The 14,763-nt window shown below is 67.2% G+C and carries 13 protein-coding genes; 2 read left to right on the forward strand and 11 right to left on the reverse strand.

Annotated features, from left to right (window positions below; genetic code table 11):
• Positions 1–506 precede the first annotated feature (506 nt).
• From CFB52_RS26725 to phnS, 7 genes are read right to left on the reverse strand one after another with little or no spacing between them, the layout of a single operon-like run.
• Positions 507–1,061: a phosphonate degradation HD-domain oxygenase gene (locus CFB52_RS26725; RefSeq protein WP_059582157.1), complete on the reverse strand. Its 555-nt coding sequence runs from the start codon at positions 1,059–1,061 to the stop codon at positions 507–509.
• A gap of 4 nt (positions 1,062–1,065) precedes the next feature.
• Complete coding sequence (gene phnY, locus CFB52_RS26730) at positions 1,066–2,520, reverse strand: phosphonoacetaldehyde dehydrogenase (protein ID WP_099317950.1); 1,455 nt, start codon at positions 2,518–2,520, stop codon at positions 1,066–1,068.
• The gene (gene phnA / locus CFB52_RS26735; RefSeq protein WP_180278269.1) at positions 2,517–3,827 is read right to left on the reverse strand and encodes a phosphonoacetate hydrolase; all 1,311 of its coding nucleotides are present in this window, start codon (positions 3,825–3,827) and stop codon (positions 2,517–2,519) included. The genes phnY and phnA overlap by 4 nt, the downstream gene beginning before the upstream one ends.
• Positions 3,824–4,684 (reverse strand): 2-aminoethylphosphonate ABC transport system, membrane component PhnV, encoded by an 861-nt coding sequence (gene phnV / locus CFB52_RS26740; protein WP_099317951.1) that lies wholly within the window; start codon positions 4,682–4,684, stop codon positions 3,824–3,826. The genes phnA and phnV overlap by 4 nt, the downstream gene beginning before the upstream one ends.
• Positions 4,674–5,594: a 2-aminoethylphosphonate ABC transporter permease subunit gene (gene phnU, locus CFB52_RS26745; RefSeq protein WP_059582148.1), complete on the reverse strand. Its 921-nt coding sequence runs from the start codon at positions 5,592–5,594 to the stop codon at positions 4,674–4,676. Before phnU ends, phnV begins: the two co-directional genes overlap by 11 nt.
• Positions 5,572–6,675 carry a 2-aminoethylphosphonate ABC transport system ATP-binding subunit PhnT gene (phnT, locus tag CFB52_RS26750; RefSeq protein WP_060968312.1) on the reverse strand — a complete coding sequence of 368 codons (1,104 nt, stop codon included), beginning with the start codon at positions 6,673–6,675 and terminating at the stop codon, positions 5,572–5,574. The genes phnU and phnT overlap by 23 nt, the downstream gene beginning before the upstream one ends.
• A gap of 34 nt (positions 6,676–6,709) precedes the next feature.
• Entirely contained in the window at positions 6,710–7,801 is a 1,092-nt protein-coding gene (phnS, locus tag CFB52_RS26755; RefSeq protein WP_099317952.1) for a 2-aminoethylphosphonate ABC transporter substrate-binding protein, read from the reverse strand.
• A 261-nt stretch (positions 7,802–8,062) separates the two neighbouring features.
• Here phnS and CFB52_RS26760 point away from each other — a divergent pair, with 261 nt between their 5' ends.
• Positions 8,063–9,172: a 2-aminoethylphosphonate--pyruvate transaminase gene (locus CFB52_RS26760; protein WP_099317953.1), complete on the forward strand. Its 1,110-nt coding sequence runs from the start codon at positions 8,063–8,065 to the stop codon at positions 9,170–9,172.
• 102 nt (positions 9,173–9,274) lie between these two features.
• Here the strand turns inward: CFB52_RS26760 and CFB52_RS26765 are convergent, their stop codons facing one another.
• From CFB52_RS26765 to aroQ, 3 genes are read right to left on the reverse strand one after another with little or no spacing between them, the layout of a single operon-like run.
• Positions 9,275–10,618, reverse strand: a complete 1,344-nt coding sequence (locus CFB52_RS26765; RefSeq protein ID WP_059582138.1) for an MFS transporter — start codon at positions 10,616–10,618, stop codon at positions 9,275–9,277.
• A gap of 36 nt (positions 10,619–10,654) precedes the next feature.
• Entirely contained in the window at positions 10,655–11,524 is an 870-nt protein-coding gene (locus CFB52_RS26770; RefSeq protein WP_099317954.1) for a shikimate dehydrogenase, read from the reverse strand.
• On the reverse strand, positions 11,521–11,976 hold the full coding sequence (gene aroQ, locus CFB52_RS26775) for a type II 3-dehydroquinate dehydratase (protein ID WP_099317955.1): 456 nt from the start codon (positions 11,974–11,976) through the stop codon (positions 11,521–11,523). Before aroQ ends, CFB52_RS26770 begins: the two co-directional genes overlap by 4 nt.
• Positions 11,977–12,233: 257 nt before the next feature.
• On the opposite strand from aroQ, the gene CFB52_RS26780 reads away from it, so the two are divergent.
• Positions 12,234–14,126, forward strand: coding sequence for a bifunctional sugar phosphate isomerase/epimerase/4-hydroxyphenylpyruvate dioxygenase family protein (locus tag CFB52_RS26780; protein WP_099317956.1), 1,893 nt, complete (start codon positions 12,234–12,236; stop codon positions 14,124–14,126).
• 190 nt (positions 14,127–14,316) lie between these two features.
• Here CFB52_RS26780 and CFB52_RS26785 read toward each other — a convergent pair whose 3' ends face one another.
• Positions 14,317–14,733 (reverse strand): type II toxin-antitoxin system HicB family antitoxin, encoded by a 417-nt coding sequence (locus tag CFB52_RS26785; protein WP_081083294.1) that lies wholly within the window; start codon positions 14,731–14,733, stop codon positions 14,317–14,319.
• Between the last annotated feature and the right edge of the window lie 30 nt (positions 14,734–14,763).

Here is a 14,763-nt window from a genome sequence, read left to right on the forward strand (position 1 = left end):
ACCTGTTACTGTTTTCGGTTCCGTAGAACCGGTCGCTCACTCAAAGCTGACAGGAATATGAATCACTTCATAAACCTGACTTACTTTAGTGTGAGACTCTTGATACTTTCGCTATCTGATCCGAGGATCAGCTCGCTTTCATCAAGCGCCCACACTTATCGGCTGTTAATTTTTAAAGAGCGTTTCTGCGAGGAATCTGAGACCCCTCGGCAGCGCTGCGTTTTCAGCAGCAGAGAAGCGAGATTATGAACCGTGTTTCGCAGCTCGTCAACAACTTTCTGAACGACTTCGTTGCGACTGCGGGGCTCAACTTCCTGCGCCGCCGGGCTCGTTACCACCGAACCTCAACAGCACCGCTTCCCTTCCTCCCGCACCGCGTTTCCGGTAGCGCGAAAGAGGCGTGATTCTAAGCAGCTCGCGGCATTCGCGCAAGGGATTTCGCAAAAAATTTAAGGGGCCGCACGCTGCCGCGTGCGGCCCCTTAAATATGGAGGCAACCGGCCCCGTCAGAAGGCCGCGCGCATCTGGCGTGCGACGATCTCCATATAGTGATCGAGATCCGGCGTCATCTTGCCTTGCTTCTTCGCCGTATCGTCCCAGCGGCGCAGGCGCAGCGCGTCCTCCGCGTACGGGCGCTGCAGAAACGCCGCCGCCTCGTCGTCGCTGAAAATGCCGCCCTGCAACGCCAGGCTGCGCACCGAGTCCGGCGACAGGCTCTCGAAGTAGCCGGCGTCCGTGCGGCACAGGCAGCGCTTCGCGTCGACGTGCAGCCGGATCGGTTCCAGCACCGCGTCGGAAAACAGCGGCCGCAGGAACGGCAGCACGTAATACTGGTGCAGATCGTCTATCCCGCGCGCGCTCGGCGTCTCGCCCTGGCGATTCAGCAGATGGCCGAGATCGTGCAGGAATGCCGCCGCGACCAGCGCTTCGTCGGCCCCGGACTCCTCCGCGAGCAATCCGCTCTGCAATGCATGTTCGAGCTGCGTGACCGGTTCGCCGCTATAGGCCACATGGCCATGCTCGCGATACAGCGCGTGAATCTCGTCCATCGTCAGCGCCATTCGTTTACTCCCAAGGCAGCGAGAACGTCTTCAGGTTCGTGAAGCTCTTCATCGCCTCCTGGACGCCCTCCTTGTACCCGAGCCCCGAATCCTTGATCCCGCCGAACGGCGACAGTTCGATCCGGTATCCCGGCACTTCCCACACGTTCACCGTGCCGACTTTCAGCTCGTTCACGAAGCGCACGACGGCCGCCGTGCTGTCCGTACAGACGCCCGACGACAGCCCGAACGCCGTGCCGTTGCTGATCCGGATCGCGTCGCCGATCGTGTCGAACGCGATGACGGGCGACACGGGCCCGAACGTCTCCTCGCGCACGATCGTCATCGACGGATCGACGTTGTCGAGCACGGTCGGCGCGTACAGCGCGCCGCGCCGCACGTTGCCCGTCAGCAGGCGCGCACCCTGCGCCACCGCCTCGTTGACGCGCGCCTCGAACAGCCGCGCCGCCGCTTCGTCGATCACGGTGCCCATTTCGTTCGCGGGATCGAACGGATCGCCGTGTTTCCATGCACGTGTCTTCTCGACGAGCAATTCGGTGAACGCTGGCGCGATCGAGCGCTGCACCAGTATCCGCTTGACGGCCGTACATCGCTGGCCCGAATTCCGGTACGACCCGCACACCGCAAGCGACGCCGCGCGGTCGAGATCGGCATCGGCGAGGACGATCAGCGGATCGTTGCCGCCCAGCTCCAGCACGATGCGCCGGTAGCCGGCCCGCGCGGCAATCGCCTTGCCGATCGCGACGCCGCCCGTGAACGTGATCAGCGACGCATGCGGATGCGTGACGAGCTCGTCCGCGATTTCGGCCGGGTTGCCGGTCAGCACCTGCAGCATCGGCTCCGGCAGCCCGGCTTCGTACAGCAGATCGGCCAGATAGAACGCCGACAGCGGCACCTTCTCCGACGGCTTCACGATCACGCGGTTGTTGGTCGCGATCGCCGGCGCGATCTTGTGCGCGACCTGGTTCATCGGATGATTGAACGGCGTGATCGCGACGATCACGCCGTCGAGCGGCTGGCGCTGCGAGAACACGCGCCGCGCCTTGCCGTGGGGCGTCAGGTCGCACGAAAAACTCTGCGCGTCGTCGCGCAGCGCCTCGACCGCGGCGAACTTCAGCACGTCGGCGACACGGCCGATCTCGTAACGAGAATCCTGTTTCGACAATCCCGACTCGAGCGTGATCAGGTCGGACGCTTCGTCCGCACGTTCGCGCAGCAGCGCGGCCGCGCGCTCGAGGATCTGCGAACGCTCGTAGCGCGTCAGCGCCGGCCGGTACGCCATCGCGTAATCGAACGCAGCGCGCACATCGTCGACGCTCGCCAGCGGCGCCGTACCGACACGCGTGCCGGTGTACGGATCGGTGACGTCGAACACACGGGCGCGCGGCGCGCGCGTGCCGCACCACCGCAGCGCCTCGGCGCGGAACGCAGGGTGGTCTTGCCGGGGATGAGCCATCATGTCGCGATCCGGTTCAACACGAAATCGAACACGTCGAAGTTGCGCGGGCGACGTGAGGGATCGTCCCGCTCGATGCGGCGATTGAACAGCAGCGGCACCTCCTGCTCGGACACGCCGCCATGCGAACGCAATGGCACCGTGAGGCCCGACAGATCGTGTTCGCGCTCGCGCGTGCCGAGCGTCATGTCGCGACGGCCGATCACGACGAGATCGCCGATCCGGTCGGCCGGCAGTTCGAAACGTGCCGCGGCTTCCGCGTTGTCGAGCACGAGCTCGACGCCGTCGAGGCCGCCGACACGCCACATCGCCTCGGCCCGGTCGACGCCCGGCGCCAGGTAGATCGTCGCAAACGAACCGAGCGCGCCGTGATGGACGACGTACGGATCGGTAATCGGCAGGATCACGCGCGCAGCCTGCGTGCCGTACCAGCCGTCGAAAGCGTCCTGCAGATAGATCACGTTCGGCCGCCCCGTCGCCGGATCGTGCTTCGCGTTCATCCCGTGGTCGGCCGTGAGCCCGATCGCCCAGCCGAGCGCGTCGAGCTGCGCGAGATAGCCGTCCATCATCGCGTAGAACGCGTTCGCCCCGGCACTGCCCGGCTCGCATTTGTGCTGCACGTAGTCGGTGGTGGACAGGTACATCAGGTCGACCTGACGCGTCTGCGCGAGCCGCACGCCGGCCGCGAACACGAATTCGGACAACGCCGCGCTGTATACATCCGGCGACGGCAGGCCGACCCAGTCGAGCACGTCGACGATCCCGTTTTCCGCGAGATTGGCCTGCGCGGCCTTCTCGGCCGAAAAGCAGACGCCGTTCAGTTGCCAGCCGAGCAGCCGGCGCAGCTTATCCTTCGCGGTCACGACGGCCACCCGCGCGCCGGCGTCGGACGCCGCCGCGAGCAGCGTGCCGGCGCGCAGGTAGGCCGGGTCGTTCATCATGACTTCGGCGCCCCGCCCGCCGTCGGCGGCAGGATCCCAGAAATAGTTGCCGCAGATGCCGTGGACCGACGGCGGCACGCCGCAGACGATCGACAGGTTGTTCGGGTTGGTGAAGGTCGGCACGACGCAATCGGCGCGCCACGCGGTGCCTTCCGCGATCATCCGGCCGATAAACGGTGCGGCGCCAGCCGCCACCGCGCGTTCGAGGTAATCGTATTCGCAGCCGTCGACACAGACGACGACGGTCGGCTCGACCGGCAGCCGGTAGCGGCGGCCGTTGACGTCGATCGAGCGTCCCGCGAGATTCGCCGACCCGTTGCCGGCGGCCCGTTGCTCGCCGGGGCGCCGCAAAGCGAACGCGGCGTTCACGATGCCTCCCGCTTGCCGCGCGGCACGCGCGCGGCGATCAGCAGCAGCGCCGCGAGCGACGCGCCGAGCATCAGCAGCGACAGCGCGGACGCCGGCAGGTAATAGCCGCGCTCCACCTGGCCGATCACGACGATCGGCACGGTCGCGAAGCCGGGCGGATACACGGTCAGCGTCGCACCGAGCTCGCCGAGCGACAGCGCAAAGCCGAGCGCGAGGCTCGCGCGCAGCGCCGGCACGAGTTGCGGCAGCAGCACGCGGCGCAGCACCATCGCGGGCGGCGCACCGAGGCTCGCCGCGGCTTCGCGCAGCACGGTCAGCTCCGGACGCAGCGCGGCGGCCGCGCAGCGATAGCAGAACGGCAGAATCAGCGCGAGCTGCACCAGCACGACGATCGCCGCCGAACTCGACAGGTCGAGCGGCTTCTGGTGATACGCGATCAGCACCGCGAGCCCGAGCACGACGCTCGGCACGCCGTTCGGCACCATCACGAGTGCGTCGACGACCGCGCCGAGGCCGCGCCGGTCGCGCCCTTCGAGCGCGAGCGCCAACCACAACCCGAGGATCGTGCCGAGCGCCGAGACGCCGAAGCCGATTTCGAGGCTCGTCAGCAGCGCGTCGTATTCCTGCGACCCGAGCCGCTCGAACCAGCGCAGGCTGTAGCCGGCCGGCAGGATCGTGCCCGACCACTGCGTCGACACGCTCGACAGCGCGACGACGATCACCGGCAGCACGAACAGCCAGAAGCACGCGAACGCGGCCAGCGCGAGCGCGGCGCGCGACGCATGCTCGAGCAGCGCGTCGGTCCAGCCGATCCGGTGACGCGGCACGGCCTGCCCGATACGAAATTCAGCGGACATCGTTCCCTCCCGTCGCACGCCGGTTCACCCGGCGATAAACCGCATACAGCGCCAGCGACAGCGACAACATCACGACCGCGCCGGCCGACGCGGTCGGCAGGTCGAGATCGACGGTCGCGCTGCTGTAGATCGCGACCGGCAGCGTGACGAGCCGCGCGCTGCCGAGCACGAGCAGGATGCCGAACTCGTTCAGCGTCAGCAGGAAGCACAGCACGGTGCCGGCGGCGATGCCCGGCCACGCGATCGGCAGCACGACGCGGCGCGCGAGCATCCAGCCGGGCGCGCCGAGGCTGCGCGCGGCTTCGATCAGCCGCAGGTCGAGCGTCGCGAACGACGCGAGCGTCGGCCGCACGACGAACGGCGTGTAGAACACGGTCTGCGCGAGGATCACGCCGCCTATGCCGAACAGGAAGTCCAGCGGCGGATTCTCGAGATGGAACAGGTGCTGCAGCGCGATGCCGATCGAGCCTTGCGAGCCGTACAGGAAGATCAGCGTGAACGCGACGAGAAACGACGGAAACGCGACGTACAGCTCAAGGAAGCGCGTGACGAGCGACGCGCCCGGGAACGGCCTGAAGAACAGCAGCGCGGCCAGCAGCACGCCAAGCACCGACGCGGTGCCGGCGCTTGCAAACAGCACGCCCAGCGTCGTCAGCAGCACGTTGCGCGTGTCGGGATTGCCGAAGAAGGTCCGGTACGCGGCAAGACTCAGCCCGTGGTCGCCCGACACGCTCAGCAGCACGAGCCGCACCAGCGGATAGACGACGAGCGGGCCCAGCACGACGATCGCCAGCACAGCCAGGTGCAGGTCGCCGATGCGCCTGCGGCGCCGCGCGGCGGCGGCGTGTGCGGCGGCCGACGCGAGCACGTGCGGCGGCAGGCCGGCTTCAGGGCTCGATAAGGACGACATCGTCTGCCTCGCAATGCAGGGAAACGCGCGCACCGCGCTCGGGGGCCGCACCGCGGCCGCGTTGCATCGTCACGCGCACGGGCTCGTCGGGCGCCGCGTCGATCACGACCGCGATCGACAGGTCCGCGCCCTGCCATTCGACCGACGACACCGTGCCATGCAGGCCACCGGCGGCGGGCGGTATCACGGTCAGGCGCTCGGGGCGCACGCACGCGACCTTGTCGCGCACCTCGTGGCGCGGATCGCCGAGCGGGAAGATCACGTGCGGCGGCAACAGGTTCGCCGGGCCGAGATAGCGCGCGACGTAGCCGTCGCGCGGTGCGTCGTACAACTGCTGCGGCGTGCCGAGCTGCGCGATGCGGCCGTCGCGCATCAGCAGCGCACGGTCGGACAGCACGAGCGCGTCGTCGCGGTCGTGCGTGACGCACACGACGGTCAGGTTCGGCAAGCGCTCGTGCAGCGCCTTCAGCTCGCTGCGCACCGACGCGCGCAGGTTGGCGTCGAGCGCCGACAGCGGCTCGTCGAGCAGCAGCACGTCGGGCTCGATCACGAGCGCGCGCGCCAGCGCGACGCGCTGCTGCATCCCGCCCGACAGTTGCGCGGGCAGGTGGTGGCCCGCATCGCCGAGCTGCACGAGCTTCAGCGCATCGGCGACGCGGCGCGTGACTTCCGACGACGCCATGCCGCGGGCGCGCAGCCCGAATGCGACGTTCTCGAACACCGACAGGTGCGGGAACAGCGCGTAATTCTGGAACAGCAGACCGAGATTGCGCTTGTGCGGCGGCGCATAGGTCAGGTCGCGTCCGGCCACGGTCAGCGTGCCGGTCAGGCCGTCGGCCTTCACGAACCCGGCGATGAAGCGCAGCAGCGTGGTCTTGCCGCAGCCGCTCTTGCCGAGCACGGTCAGAAATTCGCCGGCGCCGATCGACAGCGACAGATCGTCCAGCACCGTGCGTGCGCCGTAGCGCACGCTCAGATGCTCGATCCGCACGCCGCCCGGCGCGCCGGACCGCGGCGTCGCGTGCGGTTCGGCGGCGCCGAATGCGCCGGGATGGGTCAGGGCGGTGTCCACCGGGTTCATCCTCTTGCTCGCTGATACAGGCGGCGTGCGCCGCTCACTTCGGCTTGACGACGTCGAGCGGCTTGCCCGAGCTGCCGATCACGTCCTTCTTCCAGCGCTCGATCCATTCCGGCTTCTTCGCCATCACCTGGGCCCAGTCGACCGGAATCAGCTTCACGCCCGCGATCGCCTTCTTGACCGCTTCGCCGTTCTTGCCGGCCAGCGGCACGTCGGTGCGGCCCGGGATGCCGTACATGTCCGGCACCTTCGACTGCACTTCCGTCGACATCAGATAGTCGATCAGCTTCCTGCCGGCATCCTGGTTCGGGCCGCTCTTGATCAGGCCGATGCCGTACGGGAGCTGGAACGTGGTCGGCTGGTCGCCGGCCTTCGCGGCCAGGAAGATCGGCTTGACGGACAGCGCGCCGTGTTCGGCGTCGTCGAGGTCCATCTGCAGATCGCCGTTCGCGACGCTGATCTCGTTACGCGACAGCAGCACGTTCAGGTATCCGGTGCCCTTCGTGTGGAACTTCACGCTCTGCGACAGCTTCGCGAGGTAGTCGAATGCCTTGTCCTCGCCCATCAGCGACGTCGTCAGTATCAGCACGGCCATCCCGTCGCCGGCCGTGGCCGGGTTCGAGTACGCGACCTTGCCGGCGTAGGCCGGCGCGAGCAGGTCGGCGAACGTCTTCGGCTGGTTTTTCACGACGTCCGGATTGATCGCGAACGAGAAGTAGTTGTTCACGAACGTCGCCCACGTGCCGTCCTCGGCCTTCGCGATGGCCGGCACGTTCTTGTAGTTCACGCTCTGGTACGGCTGCAGCAGGCCCATCTGGCCGGCCTGCTGGATGAACGGCGGCAACGTGACGATCACGTCGGCCTTCGGGGCGTTCTTCTCGATGTTCGCGCGGTTCACCACCTCGCCGCTGCCCGCCGTCACGATGTTGACCTTCACGCCTTCCTTCTTCTCGAAAGCCGGCAGCACATCGCGATAGAGATTCTCGAGACCGTCCGCCGTGTACAGCACGACCGCGTTTGCCGCATGCGCCGACAGCGCGGCGCCTTGCAGCAGACCGGCGGCGCAGGCGGCCAGCGCGAGCTTGCGGAACGCGCCGGCGGCGGCGCGCGAGGGTTTCTGCAGTGTCATCTCACTTCTCCGTAGGCGGAACACCAAACGGCCGGGGCACGATCCGGCTCTCCTGTTATCTCCGGGCAGGCCGCCTCGCGGCCCGCCGCGCTACCGCGCTCAGGCTGCGTGTCGCGCGGCAACCGAAGGATCACAGCGTTCGATGACAAAGCCGTGACGAATGCCACAATTTCCAAAAAATGACACATTTTGCCACTATCATGCAAGTCATTCAGAAACGCCGTCCGGTGTTTCGTTCGCCCTTTGCTGGAGGTAAAAACCATGCCCAACCCGATCTTGCTGACGCCCGGCCCGCTCACTACGTCCGCCACAACACGCCACGCAATGCAACATGACTGGGGGTCGTGGGACGCCGCCTTCAACCAGCTGACGGCCAGCGTCTGCGCTGATCTCGTCGCCATCGCCGGCGGTGGCGACGCATACGTGTGCGTGCCGATGCAGGGGAGCGGCACGTTCTCGGTCGAAGCCGCGCTCGGCACGCTCGTGCCGCGCGACGGTGTCGTGCTGGTGCCCGACAACGGCGCGTATTGCGCGCGCATTCTGAAGATTCTCGGCAGGCTGGGCATCGACGCGATCGCGTTGCCGTTCGGCGAAGACGCGGCCGTCGACGCGGCGGCCGTCGAGGCCGCGTTCGCGCGCGAGCCGCGCATCACGCACGTCGCGCTCGTGCACCTGGAAACGAGCGCCGGTATCCTGAATCCGCTCGATGCGATCGCGGCCGCGTGCCGGCGGCACGGCAAGCGGCTGATCGTCGATGCGATGAGTTCGTTCGGCGCGCTGCCGATCGCGCTGGCTGGCAGCGGCATCGACGCGCTGATCTCGGCCAGCGGCAAATGCCTCGAAGGCGTGCCGGGAACGGGATTCGCGATCGTGCGGCGCGACGCGCTCGACGCGAGCGAAGGCAACTCGCCGTCGCTCGCGCTCGATCTCCATGATCAGTACGCGTATCTGCGCAAGACGGGGCAATGGCGCTTCACGCCGCCGACGCACGTGATTGCCGCGCTGCGTGCCTCGCTCGACCAGTACCACGCCGAAGGCGGCCGGCCGGCGCGCGGCGCACGCTATGCGGAGAACTGTCGGACGCTGATCGAATCGATGCGCGCGCTCGGCTTCGTGCCGTTCCTCGACGCGAGCGTGCAGGCGCCGGTGATCGTCACGTTTCACGCGCCCGACCATCCGGCCTACGATTTCCGCCGCTTCTACGACGCGGTGCGCGACGCGGGCTTCATCCTGTATCCGGGCAAGCTCACGCGGCTCGAGACGTTCCGCGTGGGCTGCATCGGCGCGATCGACGCGGACGATATCCGGCGCGCGGTCGCCGCCATCGCGGCCGCGGTCGAATCGCTCGGCATCGCGATGCAGCACGCATGAAGTGGGGTGCATGCCGGCCCGCGCGCCGGCGCGCGCACACAAAAAAGCCCGGCGGCCGATCGGCCGCCGGGCGAACGCACCGAGTGTGCGGGGAGTCTGTACTTACAGCTCGATCCGCTTGATGTCGCCGACGACGAAGATGTACGACAGCGCACCGATCAGCGCGATCACGCCGATGAACACGAGCGCGCCGACGAACGAGCCGGTCGACGCGACGATGAAGCCGACGACGAGCGGCGTGATGATGCCGGCAAGGTTCGCCGCGAAGTTGAAGATGCCGCCCGTCACGCCGAGCAGGCCGTCCGGCGCGATGTCCGACACGAGCGTCCAGCCGAGCGCGGCCATGCCCTGCGCGAAGAACGCGACCGACATGATTGCGATCACGGCTTCGTTGCTCTGCACGTAGTTCGCGAGAATGATCGTCGATGCGAGCAGCAGCCCCGCGATGATCGGCAGCTTGCGTGCGAGGTTCGCGGACTTGCCGCGGCGCAGCAGCCAGTCGGAGAAGATGCCGCCGAACATCACGCCGACCGACGCGGCGATGAACGGCATCACCGCGAAGAAGCCGATCTTCAGCCAGCCCATGTGGCGCTCGGTGGCCAGATAGGTCGGGAACCAGGTCAGGAAGAACACGAGCGTCGAATTGCCGGCGAACTGGCCGAGGCAGATGCCCGCGAGCTGGCGCTTCTTCACCAGTTGGCCAACCATCGACCAGCTGAACTTGGCCTGCGCCGGCTTGTCGCCCTTGTCGCCGTTCTTGCGCGCGCCATGAACGAGACCGCCGCCCGCCTCGATATAGGCCAGTTCCGCCGCGTTCGCGCCCGGATGGTTGCGCGGCTCGTGGTAGAACTTCCACCAGACGAAGCCGAACGCAATGCCGACCGCGCCCACGACCCAGAACAGCGAGCGCCAGCCGAACGCGCCCATCAGCGCGAACAGCACCGGGCTGAAGAACGCGAGGCCGATGTATTCGCCGACGGTATAGGTGCCCGTCGCCATCGCGCGTTCGTTCTGCGGGAACCACGTCGCGACGACGCGGCTGTTGGTCGGGAAGCACGGCGCTTCCGTCACGCCGAGACCGAGGCGGCACGCGAGCAACGTCGCGACGCCCGGCACGAAGCCTTGCAGGAACGTGCACAGCGACCACAGTGTCATCGACCAGTAATAGGTGATCTTGCTGCCGAAGCGGTCGAGGAACAGGCCGCCGGGCACCTGCATCGCCACGTACGTCCACGAAAACGCGGAGAACATGATGCCCATCACGGCCGCATTGATGCCGAGCTCCTTGGTGAGCTGCGGCGCAGCCACGCCCAGCACGGTGCGGTCGAGATAGTTGATCATCGTGCCGATCGCGAGCAGCGCGAGGATCTTGTAGCGCGCCGACGTGCGCCGGACCGTGCCGGCCGCCTGCGCCGACGCGGCGCTCGTGTGGGTGGTGTGCTGCATGGTCGTCTCCTGGTCTCTTTGTGTGTCTGTGAGGGGTCAGCGCGCGACGAGCGACTGAAAGTGACCGAACATCCGCTCGGCGTCGGGCGTGCGCCCGGTGAACAACTCGAACGCGTCGACGGCCTGGTACACGGCCATCCCGCCACCCGGCAGCGTCGCGCAGCCGGCCGCGCGCGCGGCGTGGATCAGCTCGGTTTCGAGCGGGAAATACACGATGTCGGCCACCCACATGCCCGCGTGCAGCAGGTCGGCCGGCAGCGGCAGGCCCGGATGCTTGGCCATGCCGGTCGGCGTGCAGTGGATCAGGCCGGTCGCGGCGCGCATCGCGGCCGCGAGCGCGCCGCCGGACGGCGCGCCGCCCGACGCGACCTGCGCGGCGGGGAAGCGCTGCTGCAGCTCGGCCGCGAGCGCGGTGGCGCGCGTGCCGTCGACGTCGAAGATCGTGAGTTCGGCCGCGCCCATCTGCAGCGCCGCGTGCGCGACGGCCGCGCCCGCGCCGCCCGCGCCGAGCTGGACGACGCGTTCGAGCGACGCGCCGGGCAGCCCGCGGCCAAACGATTTCGCGAAGCCCGACCAGTCGGTGTTGTGGCCGATCCGCTTGCCGTCCTTGAACAGCACGGTATTCACCGCGCCGAGCGCGCGCGCGTCATCCGACAGCGCGTCGAGGTGCTCGATCACGCGCTGCTTGCACGGGTGCGTGATGTTCAGCCCGTTGTAGCCCATCCGCTGCGCGGCATCGAGCAGTTGCGGCAGCGCGTCGACGCTCACGCCGAGCACGTCGAGATCGAGGCGCCGATACACGTAGCCGAAACCCTGGCGGAAGCCTTCTTCCTCGTGCATCGCGGGCGACAGCGAACCGCCGATACCCTGGCCGATCAGGCCGATCAGAAACGACGGGCGGCTCATCGTGCGGCTTCCTTCGCGAACAGGGTCGCCAGGCGCTGCAGCGCGAACACGTAGCCCTCGGTGCCGCAGCCGCAGATCACGGCTTCGGCGAGCGCCGACACGTACGAATGGTGGCGGAACGCCTCGCGGCGATGGACGTTCGAGATATGCACTTCGATCACCGGCTTCGCGATCGCGGAAAGCGCGTCGGCCAGCGCCACCGACGTATGCGTATAGGCGGCCGGGTTGATCACGATGCCGTGCGTGTCGTGACGCGCGGCATGCAGCCAGTCGATCAGCTGGTGCTCGGCATTCGACTGGCGAAAGTCGATGTCGAGCCCGAGCCCATCCGCCGCCGTGCGGCAGCGCTGCTCGAGATCCGCGAGCGTTTCCGCGCCGTAGATATGCGGCTCGCGCGTGCCCAGCAGATTCAGGTTCGGGCCGTTCAGCACCAGCACCTTGTGCTTGCTCATCGTGTTTCTGCTCCTGAAACAGGGGCGGACCACGATCGGCGCCGCCCCGAAGACATCGGAATTTGGCGCTAGTGTGCGCCCGGGCGAGCGGGCTGTCTTTTCGGGTTTTCGCTAATTTGTACCATCTAGTTAGTTTGTACAATACACATCACTAGCCTAGTAAATTCGGGATATGGCGCGCGCGCCGAACTCAACGACTGGTTCATTCAGGGTCGGTTCGAGCAGCGCCACACCCCGCTCATCAGCAGGAATCGCCCATGCAGCGCTCGATCGCCACCGTGTCACTGTCCGGCACGCTCGCCGAGAAACTCGCCGCCATCCAGGCCGCGGGCTTCGACGGCGTCGAAATCTTCGAAAACGACCTCGTCTACTTCGACGGATCGCCGGCCGACGTCCGGCGCATGGCCGCCGATCTGGGCCTCGACATCGTGCTGTTCCAGCCGTTTCGCGACTTCGAGGGCGTGAGCGCGGCCCAGCTCGCGCGCAATCTCGACCGCATCAAGCGCAAGTTCGACGTGATGCATGCGCTCGGCACCGACCGCATCCTCGTCTGCAGCAGCGTGGCGGCCGACACGATCGCCGACGACGCGTTGCTCGTCGACCAGCTCGGCGTGCTCGCCGAAGCCGCGCGGCAGGCCGGTGTGGTGGCCGCGTACGAAGCGCTCGCGTGGGGCCGCGTCGTGAAGCGGTACGGCCACGCGTGGAAGCTCGTGAATGCGGTGAACAGCCCGCATCTCGGCCTCGCGCTCGACAGCTTCCACACGCTGTCGCTCGACGATTCGCCGGACGGGATCGCCGACATCCCCGGCGACCGGATCGCCTTCGTGCAGATCGCCGACGCGCCGAAGCTCGTGATGGACGTGATCGAATGGAGCCGCCACTACCGCTCGTTCCCGGGCCAGGGCGACTTCGACCTGGCGCGCTTCACCGCGCGCGTGATCGAGTCGGGCTACACGGGGCCGCTGTCGCTGGAGATCTTCAACGACGGCTTCCGCGCGGCGCCGACCGCGCTCACGGCCGCCGACGGCCATCGCTCGCTGCTCTATCTGGAAGACCTGACGCGCGCGCGGCTCGCCCAAGAGGGCCGCGCGCCGGCCGCCAGCCAGCCGCTGTTCGCGCCGCCCGCGCCGCCCGCGCACGTCGGGTTCCAGTTCATCGAATTCGCGGTCGACGCGCAGGCGGCGGCGACCGTCGGCGAATGGCTCGGCCGGATGCGCTTCCGGCTCGCCGGCAGGCATCGCTCGAAGGACGTGACGCTGTTCCAGCACGGCGCCGCATCGATCGTGCTCAATGCCGAGCGCGACTCGTTCGCCGATGCGTTCTTCCAGCAGCACGGGCTGTCGCTGTGCGCGTCGGCGTTTCGCGTCGACGACGCGAAAGTGGCGTTCGAACGTGCGGCCGGCTTCGGCTATGCGCCGTTCTCCGGCCGCGTCGGGCCGAACGAGCGCGTGCTGCCGAGCGTGAAGGCGCCGGACGGCAGCCTCGAATATTTCGTCGACGAAGCGCCGGATGCGCCGACGCTGTATGAATCGGACTTCGTGCTGACCGACATCGACGGCCCGACCGAAGTCGGCCCGCTGACGGGCATCGATCACGTGTGCCTCGCGCTGCCGGCCGACGCGCTCGACACCTGGATCCTGTTCTTCAAGACCGCGTTCGGCTTCGAGGCCGAGCGCAGTTGGCTCGTGCCCGATCCGTACGGGCTGATGCGCAGCCGCGCGGTGCGCAGCGCAGACGGCTCGGTGCGGATCGCGCTGAACGCATCGGTCGACCGTCATACGGCCGTCGCCGAATCGCTCGACCGCTACCACGGCACGGGGCTGAACCACGTCGCGTTCCGCACCGACGACATCGTGAAGACGGTCGCCGCGTTCGCGGCCGACGGCGTCCCGTTCCTGCGCATTCCGGCCAATTACTACGACGATCTCGCCGCGCGCTACGCGCTGCCGGACGAACTGATCGACACGCTGAGCGCGCACCACCTGCTCTACGACCGCGACGAGGACGGCGGCGAATTCCTGCACGCCTATACGGAACTGGTCGACAACCGCTTCTCGCTCGAGATCGTCGAGCGGCGCGGCGGGTACGACGGCTATGGCGCGGCGAATGCGGCCGTGCGGCTCGCCGCGCAGGCGCAGCGCAGGAAATAGGGCGAATCGGGTATCGTGGGCATCGACAGTGGAGGTGGTCCGCGGTTGAAGCAAGGAGGCACGTCCCGCGCGCACCATCGTGGCGAACGAGACGGGCGCGGATCAGCCCGCGCGGCTCACCGCGATCGGCCCGGGGACACTCATAAAAAAGCCCGCATCTCTGCGGGCTTGTAAGATTAACGGCGCATCTTCATGCAGGTTTGGCATGCTCTTCATGTAAGGCCTCCAACGCCGCACGCGCCAGGAAACCACTCCTGGTTTCGTGACGGGATGCCACATACGCGTCAATCTTATGAAGTACAAATCTTGGCAAACTTACGTTAATACGCTCAGGCTTCGAGTCAAGCTGAGATAAGTCAACGCTCACGAAAGCCCACACAGCCCCTGCGTAGTCCGGGTTGCTTGCCAAATTTTCGATGGTCGAGCAATTAAAGGCGACGTCCTCGCCCAGCTCGATTAAGGTCTCGACATGAGAGACGATTGCTTCTTTTGTGTTCCTGATTGCATCATCGATGGTCTCGCCCCAGGAATGAACGCCCGGTATATCCGGAACAATCACTCCGTAGACGGTCCCATCGTCCTTATGGATTGCGATGGGAAATTCCATGTTTGCCATTCCTTTGTTGTCCTGCTTCCG

The sequence above is a fragment of the Burkholderia sp. AU18528 genome, assembly GCF_002223215.2.
In the GTDB taxonomy this organism is placed as follows: Bacteria; Pseudomonadota; Gammaproteobacteria; order Burkholderiales; family Burkholderiaceae; genus Burkholderia; species Burkholderia semiarida.

What these genes read in the sequence shown, in the direction of transcription:
- CFB52_RS26725 (WP_059582157.1), bottom strand. Translation starts at nt 1,061, where the DNA reads ATGGCGCTGACGATGGACGAGATTCACGCGCTGTATCGCGAGCATGGC.
- phnY (WP_099317950.1), bottom strand. Translation starts at nt 2,520, where the DNA reads ATGATGGCTCATCCCCGGCAAGACCACCCTGCGTTCCGCGCCGAGGCG.
- phnV (WP_099317951.1), bottom strand. Translation starts at nt 4,684, where the DNA reads ATGTCCGCTGAATTTCGTATCGGGCAGGCCGTGCCGCGTCACCGGATC.
- phnU (WP_059582148.1), bottom strand. Translation starts at nt 5,594, where the DNA reads ATGTCGTCCTTATCGAGCCCTGAAGCCGGCCTGCCGCCGCACGTGCTC.
- phnT (WP_060968312.1), bottom strand. Translation starts at nt 6,675, where the DNA reads ATGAACCCGGTGGACACCGCCCTGACCCATCCCGGCGCATTCGGCGCC.
- phnS (WP_099317952.1), bottom strand. Translation starts at nt 7,801, where the DNA reads ATGACACTGCAGAAACCCTCGCGCGCCGCCGCCGGCGCGTTCCGCAAG.
- CFB52_RS26760 (WP_099317953.1), top strand. Translation starts at nt 8,063, where the DNA reads ATGCCCAACCCGATCTTGCTGACGCCCGGCCCGCTCACTACGTCCGCC.
- CFB52_RS26765 (WP_059582138.1), bottom strand. Translation starts at nt 10,618, where the DNA reads ATGCAGCACACCACCCACACGAGCGCCGCGTCGGCGCAGGCGGCCGGC.
- CFB52_RS26770 (WP_099317954.1), bottom strand. Translation starts at nt 11,524, where the DNA reads ATGAGCCGCCCGTCGTTTCTGATCGGCCTGATCGGCCAGGGTATCGGC.
- aroQ (WP_099317955.1), bottom strand. Translation starts at nt 11,976, where the DNA reads ATGAGCAAGCACAAGGTGCTGGTGCTGAACGGCCCGAACCTGAATCTG.
- CFB52_RS26780 (WP_099317956.1), top strand. Translation starts at nt 12,234, where the DNA reads ATGCAGCGCTCGATCGCCACCGTGTCACTGTCCGGCACGCTCGCCGAG.
- CFB52_RS26785 (WP_081083294.1), bottom strand. Translation starts at nt 14,733, where the DNA reads ATGGAATTTCCCATCGCAATCCATAAGGACGATGGGACCGTCTACGGA.